This window comes from Nonomuraea ferruginea, from assembly GCF_039540635.1.
In the GTDB taxonomy this organism is placed as follows: Bacteria; Actinomycetota; Actinomycetes; order Streptosporangiales; family Streptosporangiaceae; genus Nonomuraea; species Nonomuraea ferruginea.
On sequence record NZ_BAABFD010000018.1, the window covers coordinates 222,657 to 230,966 of the forward strand.

Below are 8,310 nucleotides of genomic sequence, written 5' to 3' on the forward strand. Positions count from 1 at the left end.
GGTCAGCTGGCGGGCTTGAGGTCGTAGAAGGAGACCACGTTCGGGTAGGCCGGGTTGTCGACGTACCCGAGCACGTCCGCGGTGAGCGCGCGCTGGTAGGTCTGCACGTACGGCACCGCGACCGCCGCCTCGTCCTGGATGATCTTCTTCTGCAGGTCGGCGTAGGCCTGGTCGGCCGCCAGCTGGTCGGTGGCGGTGAGCTGCGGCAGGCCGTCGATCGCCTTGTCGATCGCCTCGTCCTTCAGGTACGACAGGTTGAACGAGACCTCGTCCGCGCTGCGGAAGACGTTGAGGAACCACGAGTACGGGTCGGCGTAGTCGGGGAACCAGTACATGACGAAGATGTCCTGGTCGCCCTTCTTGCCCCGGTCCCACTGCGCGTTCCAGGCCATCGCCCGCGCTTCGACGGTGACGTTGACCTTCTTCAGCGCCGCGGTGAGCAGGGTGACCAGCAGCTTCTGGTCCTCGTCGCCCTGGGCGTAGGTGAGCGTGAGCTTCAGCTCGGCGTTGTCCGGGCCGTACCCGGCGTCCTGCAGCAGCTCCTGCGCCTTGGCCAGGTCCTGCTTGGGCTCCATACCCGTGGTGTGGCCGAGCAGCCCGGGCGGCACCAGACCGCCGGCCTTCTGCGCGGAGCCCTTGAGCGCCGCCACCAGGCCGTCGTAGTCGATGGCGTGCTGCAGAGCCTGCCGGACGCGCACGTCCTTCGTCGGCCCCTCCGCCGTGTTGAACAGCACCAGCAGGTTCTGGAACGACGGCGTCTGCTTGGCCTGCACGCCCTCGGTCATGCCCGCCTGCTCGAACAGCTGCGGGTTGAGCCGCTGCACGAAGTTGACCTCGCCGCGCTGGAGGAGCTGCCACGCCGTGGTGATCTCCGGCGTGACGCGGAAGGCGACCTTCTTGTACTGCTCCGGCCGCCAGCCGCCCCAGTAGTCGTCGAACGCCTTCAGCGTCAGCTCGGTCTCCTGGCCCTTCTGCCACGAGTCGATCGTGTACGGGCCGGTGCCGGCGTCCAGCTTGCCGTTCTTGACGTCGTCCTCGTTCTTCTCCAGCGCCTCGGCGTCGTAGATGTGGGCGGCGTACCCGGAGGAGGTGATGAGGTCCATCGGGGCCGCGTACTTGAGCGTGAACTTCAGCGTCGAGGCGTCCGGCGTCTCGATCTTGTCGACCGCGCTCCAGATGTAGGCGGCGCCGCCGCCGGACTTCATCGTGCGCTCGATGGCCTTCTTGGCGGCCTCGGCGTCGAGCGTGGCGCCGGTGTGGAACTTCACGCCCTGGCGCAGCTTGAACGTCCACTCCTTGCCCTCGTCCGCCGAGGACCACTCGGTGGCCAGGCGCGGCCGGACCTCCTTGGCCTCGGCGTCGTAGCGGGTGAGGCCCTCGTAGATGCTGGTCATGGCGATGATCTCGTTGGAGTACGAGGTCGCCGGGTCCCAGTCGGTCACCACGTCGAGGTTGGGGGCGTAGACGAAGGTGGCGTCGTTCTCGGTGGACTGGGTGGCCTGCGTTCCGCCGGTGCTCGGCTGGGGGGTGCCGCCGGCGCCGCGTACCTGGCCGCCCGCGCACGCGGATGCGGCCAGGGCGACGACACCGGCGATCCCGGCTACGAGCAGACGCTTGTGCCAGCGCATGGGGGGATCCTTTCGAATTGTCACCGGGTGAGGGGTCCGGCGGCTTTGGCGTGTATCCGCACGGCGGGCTCCGCGAGGTAGCTGAGCGGCACCTCCAGGAGGTCGACGATCTGGACCCGGTCAGGGTCCGCGCCCGCCGCCACGGCACGTGCTGCGGCCTCCCGCCTCACCCTTTCGATCGCCTTTGTCCGGCTTTCACCCGCAGGCATGATCGTATCGACTCTGCCGCTCGCCAGGGCGATGGCGGCGCCGACGGCGTTGGCCACCTCGGCGTGCTCCGGGCGGATGACGCGGCTCACGCCGGGGATCCGCTCGGGCAGCAGGAAAGCGCCGCCACCCACCGCCACCAGGGGACGGCCGGTGCGGCCGAGCGTCATGCGGTCCACGGCGTCGGCGGCCAGCGCGTCGGTGGCGGCGATCGCCCTTTGCAGAGTGTCGCGGAAATCTTCCGATATGTCGCCCAGGTCCCAGGTGACGCCCGGCGGCCGCCGCCCGGCCGCGACCGCCGCGTCCGTGAGCGTCGCCGTGCCGCCTCCGAACACCAGCGCCTCCTCCGCGATCCGGTAGCCCACCGAGTCCGGACCGGCCTTCGCGCCGCGCACGACGGTGCCGCCGCCCAGCGCGATGGCCAGGATGTCCGGCATACGGAAGTTGGTGAGCACGCCGCCGATCTCCACGGCCGCCGCCGACTCGCGCGGGAACCCTCCGGTCAGCACCCCGAGGTCGGTGGAGGTGCCGCCGACGTCCGCGACGACCGCGTCCGGCACGCCCGACAGGAACGCGGCGCCGCGCAGCGAGTTCGCCGGGCCGGAGCCGATGGTCGACACCGGCAGCCGCGCCGCGTGCTCCAGGGTCATCAGCGTGCCGTCGTTCTGCGCCAGGTAGGGGGTCGCCGCCAGCCCGCGTTCGGCCAGCGCGGCCGTCAGCGCACTCGTGACGTGCCCGGCGACCTCGTACAGGGCGGCGTTGAGCACGGTCGCGTTCTCGCGCTCCAGCAGCCCGAGCGAGCCGATCTCGTGGCTGACCGAGACCGGCAGCCCGTACTCGCTCCTGATCAGTTCCTCGGCGGCCCGCTCGTGGTCGGCCGTGGCCGGGCTGAACACGGCGGTGACCGCCACCGCGTCGGCCTCCACCCCGTCCAGGAAGCGGCGGATCGAGCCGGGGTCGAGCCGGCCGATCTCGCGCCCGTCCACGTAGTGACCGCCGGGCACCACGGCCTCGCCGGCCGAGACGACCTCGCGCAGGCCGTCGGGCCAGTCGGAGAGCGGCGGCACGGCCGTGGTAGCGGGGGCGCCCAGCCGCAGCACGGCCACCCGGCCCAGGTTCCTGCGCTCCAGGATCGCGTTGGTGGCGTGGGTGGTGCCGAGCATCACCCGGCCGATCCGGCCGTGGGCGTGCGGGCCCAGTTCGTCCAGCACCGCGTCCAGCGCGGCGCGCAGCCCCTCGGTGACGTCCCGGCTGGTCGGCCGCTTGGCCTTGGCGATCACCCGGTCGCCGGAGTCGAGCACCACCGCGTCGGTGTTGGTGCCGCCGACGTCGATGCCGATCCGCAGGTCCGGCTCAGCCATGCGCCAGCTCCTCCACGGGAACGTAGTCCAGGTCGTAGCCGAACGCCCGCGGCCCGGCCGTGTCCAGCCCTTTCCGGGTGCGCCAGAGCGGGTCGCACGGCCAGGCGAGCACGGTGACACGCTGGCCGTAACGCAGGCCCTCGGTCTGGATCGCGGCCGCGGTCTCGGTGTCGACCACCGTGATCAGATCCGGCACCATCGCCCTGACCTGGTTGTCCTCGACGGCGACCAGGTTCTCGTTCTGCAACTCCAGGACGAGCGTGCGGCCGCGGTCGTCGCCGGTGCCCTCGATCGTGGCGGTGCCCCTGACGAACCCGCCGGTGGTGCGCCGCTCCACGTCGGTCAGCTTGCCGGTGATCAGCCTGACCGCGCCCAGCTCCGCGGCCAGCGCGGTCAGCGGGTCCGCCGCGTCCTCGGTGGCCCGGCCGATCTCCAGCGCGCGCGTGACCGTGCCCTCGACGACCGCGCCCCGCGCCCGCCCGGCGGTGAGTACGTAGTCGGCCATCAGCGCCGAGGAGCCCGCGGCCACGCAGACCGCCCGCGCCAGCCGCTCCGACCACAGGCCGTCCACCGGCCGGATCGTCACCACGTTGCCCGCCACGTCCGACATGATCACCAGGTCGGCGGGCAGCCCCGCGACGTACATGGAGACCATCTGGACCTCGGGGAACGCCCGGCCCATGCCGTCGGCGTCGAGCAGCGGCAGCCCGAGCTGGGCGGCCCAGGCCACCGGCGCGACCCCGTTGGAGCCGCCGATCTCCGACGACATCACGGCCGCGGGCGGCCTGCCGAAGAGCCGTTCGACCTCCTCGGCGATGCGCTTCGGCTCGTCCTCGCCGTGGATCATCTCGTGGCTCACGGTCGGCGCCCCGATCCCGGACAGCGGCACCACCAGCGCGTCGGGGGGTAACTCGGCCAGCCGCACGAGCGGCACCGGCCCGTACGCCCTGATGGCCCGTACGGCGGCCAGCGAGCCGGCGCGCACGTCACCGCCGCCGCCGGTGCCGAGCACGGCGCATCCCCGCGCCAGGGCCGGAATGTCAGTTTCGCGGATGCTCATATGGGGCCCCAACCAAGCACATACACCGGCATTGCGCCAGTCACGCTCTCGCATCGGGCCCTTCACTGGTAGACCTGAGAACAGGTTCCCGGCCGGAGGAGGGCAGGATGCGGATCTCGGTGGCGGCCGACAGCCTGGACGGGGTCGCGGAGCGGCTGGTGGCCGTTTTGCGGCGGCGCGGCCACGAGGTGGTCACGCACGGCGCGCTCAACGGCGACGAGCGCGACGACTGGGCCTGGGCGTCCGAGGCGGCGGCCCGCGACGTCGCCGAGGGCCGCGCCGACCAGGCGGTGGTGTGCTGCTGGACCGGCACCGGCGCGTCCATCGCGGCCAACAAGGTGCCCGGCGTCAGGGCCGCGCTCTGCGTCGACTCCTACACGGCCGACGGCGCCCGCAAGTGGAACGACGCCAACGTGCTCGCCCTCAGCCTCCGCCTCACCTCGGACGTCCTCCTCGACGAGATCCTCGACGCCTGGCTGCGCGGCACCCCGAGCACCGACGAAACCGACCAGGCCAACGTCGCCCACCTCGACCACATCTGACCCCCTCACCCCCGGACGGCGGCGCCCCGCAAAACGTCGGTGCCGCGCGAACCACCCCAAAATCACCCCACCGAACCCGGACGGTGAGGGCCGCAAAACGTCGGTGTCGCGCTTTAGGGTGCAGGGCATGACAGACGTCCTGCTGCGCGGCGGCCGGCCCTGGGGGGTCGGCGGCCCCGCCGACGTCCTCGTCCGCGACGGCGTGATCGAGGTCGTCGCGCCGTCCGTCGACGCCCCCGGCGCGCGGGTCGTCGACGTCGCGGGGCAGCTCGTGCTGCCCGGCCTGGTCGACGCCCACTGCCATCTCGACAAGACCCTCTACGGCGGCCCCTGGGTGCCCCACTCGGCCGACGACACCCTCGCCGGCCGCATCGGCAACGACCTGGCCCGCCGCGGCGAGCTGGGCGTCCCGAGCGTGCCGCGCATGGTGTCCCTGCTGCGGGCGATGAGCTCGTACGGCACCACCAGCGTGCGCAGCCACACCGACATCGACCCGCAGACCGGGTTGCGCGGCGTGGAGGCGGTCAGGGAGGCGGCCGCGCAGGTGCCGGTCGACGTGACCCAGGTGGCGTTCCCGCAACACGGCCTGCTCACCAACCCCGGCACCGCCGAGCTGCTGGAGGAGGCGCTCAAGAGCGGCGTGGAGGCGGTCGGCGGCCTCGACCCGGCGGGCATCGACCGCGACCCGGTGCGCCACCTCGACCTGATCTTCGGCCTGGCCGACCGCTACGGCGCCCACGTCGACATCCACCTGCACGACGGCGGCTCGCTGGGCGCGTGGGAGGTGGAGCTGATCACCGAGCGCACCCGCGTGCTCGGCCTGGCGGGCCGGGTCACGATCAGCCACGCGTACGCGCTCGGCCAGGTCGACGCCGCCCAGGCGGGCAAGCTGGCGGAGGGACTCGCCGGGGCGGGCGTGGCGGTCTGCACCGCCGCCGTCTACAGCTTCCCGGTGCCGCCGGTCAAGACGCTGCGGGCGGCCGGCGTCACGGTGGCGTGCGGCCACGACGGCATCCGCGACCTGTGGGGCCCGTTCGGCAGCGGCGACATGCTGGAGCGGGCCATGCATCTGGCCTACCGCAGCACGTTCCGCCGTGACGACGACATCGAGCTGGCCCTGGAGGCCGCCACCCACGGCGGCGCCCGCGCGCTCGGCCTGCGCCGCTACGGGCTCGCGCCGGGCGATCGGGCCGACCTCGTCGTGGTCGGGGCGAGCACCCCGGCCGAGGCCGTGGTCGTTCGCCCCGGGCGCACTCTTGTCATGAAAGACGGCATCGTCCTGCACAATTGACCGGCGGGACCATCGAAAGGCAGGGCAAGTGCTCTCTATTCACCAGCGGATCGCCGAAGAGCTCGGGGTGCGCGAGGGGCAGGTGCGGTCCGCGGTAGAGCTGCTCGACGGCGGCTCGACCGTGCCGTTCATCGCGCGCTACCGCAAGGAGGTCACCGGCGCGCTCGACGACGCCCAGCTGCGCACGCTCGAAGAGCGGCTGCGCTACCTCCGTGAGCTCGACGAGCGGCGGGCCGCGATCCTGGAGTCGATCGAGTCTCAGGGCAAGCTCGACGACGAGCTGCGCGCCCAGATCATGGCGGCCGAGACCAAGGCCCGCCTCGAAGACATCTACCTGCCCTACAAGCCGAAGCGGCGCACCAAAGCGCAGATCGCCCGTGAGCTGGGGCTGGAGCCGCTGGCCGACCAGCTGCTCGGCGACCCGTCGCTCGACCCCGCCGCGACGGCCGCGGGCTTCGTCACCGAGGGCGTGGCCGACGCCGGGGCGGCGCTGGAGGGCGCCAGGGCGATCCTCATCGAGCGGTTCGCCGAGGACGCCGACCTGATCGGCGCGCTGCGCGAGCAGCTGTGGGAGCGGGGCAGGCTGACCTCCAGGGTGCGCGACGGCAAGGAGGAGGCGGGCGCCAAGTTCTCCGACTACTTCGACTTCGCCGAGCCGTTCACCAAGCTTCCCTCCCACCGCGTCCTCGCCATCTTCCGCGGCGAGAAGGAGGAGGTCCTCACCGTCGCGCTGGAGCCCGAGGAGACCGCCGCCTACGAGCTGCGGGTCGCCGCCCGCTACGGGATCTCCGACCGGGGCAGGCCCGCCGACGGGTGGCTGTGGGAGACGGTCCGCTGGGCGTGGCGCACCCGCATCCTCGTCCACCTGGGCATCGACCTGCGGATGCGGCTGTGGCAGGCGGCGGAGGACGAAGCGGTGCGGGTGTTCGCGACCAACCTGCGTGACCTGCTGCTCGCCGCGCCCGCCGGCAGCCGCCCCACCATGGGCCTCGACCCCGGCCTGCGCACCGGCGTCAAGGTGGCCGTGGTCGACGCCACCGGCAAGGTCGTCGAGACCGCGACCGTCTACCCCCACGAGCCCAAGCGGCAGTGGGACCAGTCGCTGGCCGTGCTGGGCGCGCTGGCGCAGCGCCACGGCGTCGAGCTGATCGCCATCGGCAACGGCACCGCCTCCCGCGAGACCGACAAGCTGGCCGGCGAGCTGGTCAAGCTCATGCCGTCGATGACCAAGGTGGTGGTGTCGGAGGCGGGCGCGTCCGTCTACTCCGCGTCCGCCTACGCCTCGCAGGAGCTGCCCGAGCTCGACGTGTCGCTGCGCGGCGCGGTGTCGATCGCCCGCCGCCTGCAGGACCCGCTGGCCGAGCTGGTCAAGATCGACCCGAAGTCCATCGGCGTCGGCCAGTACCAGCACGACCTCGCCGAGTCCAAGCTGTCCCGGTCGCTCGACGCGGTGGTCGAAGACTGCGTCAACGGCGTGGGCGTCGACGTCAACACCGCCTCCGCGCCGCTGCTGACCCGCGTGTCGGGCATCGGCGCCACGCTCGCCGAGAGCATCGTCCGCCACCGCGACGCCAACGGCCCGTTCCGCGGCCGCACGGCGCTGAAGGACGTGCCGCGGCTGGGGCCCAAGGCGTTCGAGCAGTGCGCGGGCTTCCTGCGCATCCAGGACGGCGACGACCCGCTCGACGCCTCCAGCGTGCACCCCGAGTCCTATCCCGTGGTCCGCCGCATCCTCGACGCGGTCGGCACCGACCTCAAGTCGCTGATCGGCAACACGGCCACGCTGCGGTCCCTCGACCCGCCGAAGTTCACCGACGACACGTTCGGCCTGCCGACGGTCACCGACATCCTGCGCGAGCTGGAGAAGCCCGGCCGCGACCCTCGGCCCGCCTTCCGCACGGCGGCCTTCAAGGAGGGCGTGGAGAAGCTGTCCGACCTGGAGCCGGGGATGATCCTGGAGGGCGTGGTCACCAACGTGGCCGCGTTCGGCGCCTTCGTCGACGTCGGCGTCCACCAGGACGGCCTGGTCCACGTGTCGGCCATGTCGCGCACCTTCGTCAAGGACCCGCGCGACGTCGCCAAGCCGGGCGACATCGTGCGCGTCAAGGTGCTGGACGTCGACATCCCGCGCAAGCGCATCTCCCTCACGCTCCGCCTCGACGACGACGCCGCCCAGCCGGCGGCCTCCGGCGGCCGGGGCGAAGGCAGAGGCGGCGGCCCC

At 72.5% G+C, this 8,310-nt stretch carries 6 protein-coding genes; 3 read left to right on the forward strand and 3 right to left on the reverse strand.

What is annotated here, in order from left to right:
• Positions 1-2: 2 nt before the first annotated feature.
• From ABD999_RS31495 to ABD999_RS31505, 3 genes are read right to left on the reverse strand one after another with little or no spacing between them, the layout of a single operon-like run.
• On the reverse strand, positions 3-1,628 hold the full coding sequence (locus ABD999_RS31495; RefSeq protein ID WP_148029691.1) for an ABC transporter substrate-binding protein: 1,626 nt from the start codon (positions 1,626-1,628) through the stop codon (positions 3-5).
• A gap of 20 nt (positions 1,629-1,648) precedes the next feature.
• On the reverse strand, positions 1,649-3,196 hold the full coding sequence (locus tag ABD999_RS31500) for a hydantoinase/oxoprolinase N-terminal domain-containing protein (RefSeq protein ID WP_148029690.1): 1,548 nt from the start codon (positions 3,194-3,196) through the stop codon (positions 1,649-1,651).
• Positions 3,189-4,256, reverse strand: a complete 1,068-nt coding sequence (locus ABD999_RS31505) for an S-methyl thiohydantoin desulfurase family protein (protein WP_271278602.1) — start codon at positions 4,254-4,256, stop codon at positions 3,189-3,191. The genes ABD999_RS31500 and ABD999_RS31505 overlap by 8 nt, the downstream gene beginning before the upstream one ends.
• Positions 4,257-4,363: 107 nt before the next feature.
• Here ABD999_RS31505 and ABD999_RS31510 point away from each other — a divergent pair, with 107 nt between their 5' ends.
• The 3 genes from ABD999_RS31510 to ABD999_RS31520 form a co-directional block, all read left to right on the forward strand.
• Positions 4,364-4,798, forward strand: coding sequence for an RpiB/LacA/LacB family sugar-phosphate isomerase (locus ABD999_RS31510; RefSeq protein WP_148029688.1), 435 nt, complete (start codon positions 4,364-4,366; stop codon positions 4,796-4,798).
• 127 nt (positions 4,799-4,925) lie between these two features.
• Positions 4,926-6,089, forward strand: coding sequence for an amidohydrolase (locus tag ABD999_RS31515; protein ID WP_271278601.1), 1,164 nt, complete (start codon positions 4,926-4,928; stop codon positions 6,087-6,089).
• Between the two features lie 28 nt (positions 6,090-6,117).
• A partial coding sequence (locus tag ABD999_RS31520) for a Tex family protein (RefSeq protein ID WP_345483039.1) occupies positions 6,118-8,310 on the forward strand: 2,193 nt, incomplete at its 3' end.

Coding starts and splice junctions, on each gene's coding strand:
- ABD999_RS31495 (WP_148029691.1), bottom strand. CDS start 1,628: ATGCGCTGGCACAAGCGTCTGCTCGTAGCCGGGATCGCCGGTGTCGTC.
- ABD999_RS31500 (WP_148029690.1), bottom strand. CDS start 3,196: ATGGCTGAGCCGGACCTGCGGATCGGCATCGACGTCGGCGGCACCAAC.
- ABD999_RS31505 (WP_271278602.1), bottom strand. CDS start 4,256: ATGAGCATCCGCGAAACTGACATTCCGGCCCTGGCGCGGGGATGCGCC.
- ABD999_RS31510 (WP_148029688.1), top strand. CDS start 4,364: ATGCGGATCTCGGTGGCGGCCGACAGCCTGGACGGGGTCGCGGAGCGG.
- ABD999_RS31515 (WP_271278601.1), top strand. CDS start 4,926: ATGACAGACGTCCTGCTGCGCGGCGGCCGGCCCTGGGGGGTCGGCGGC.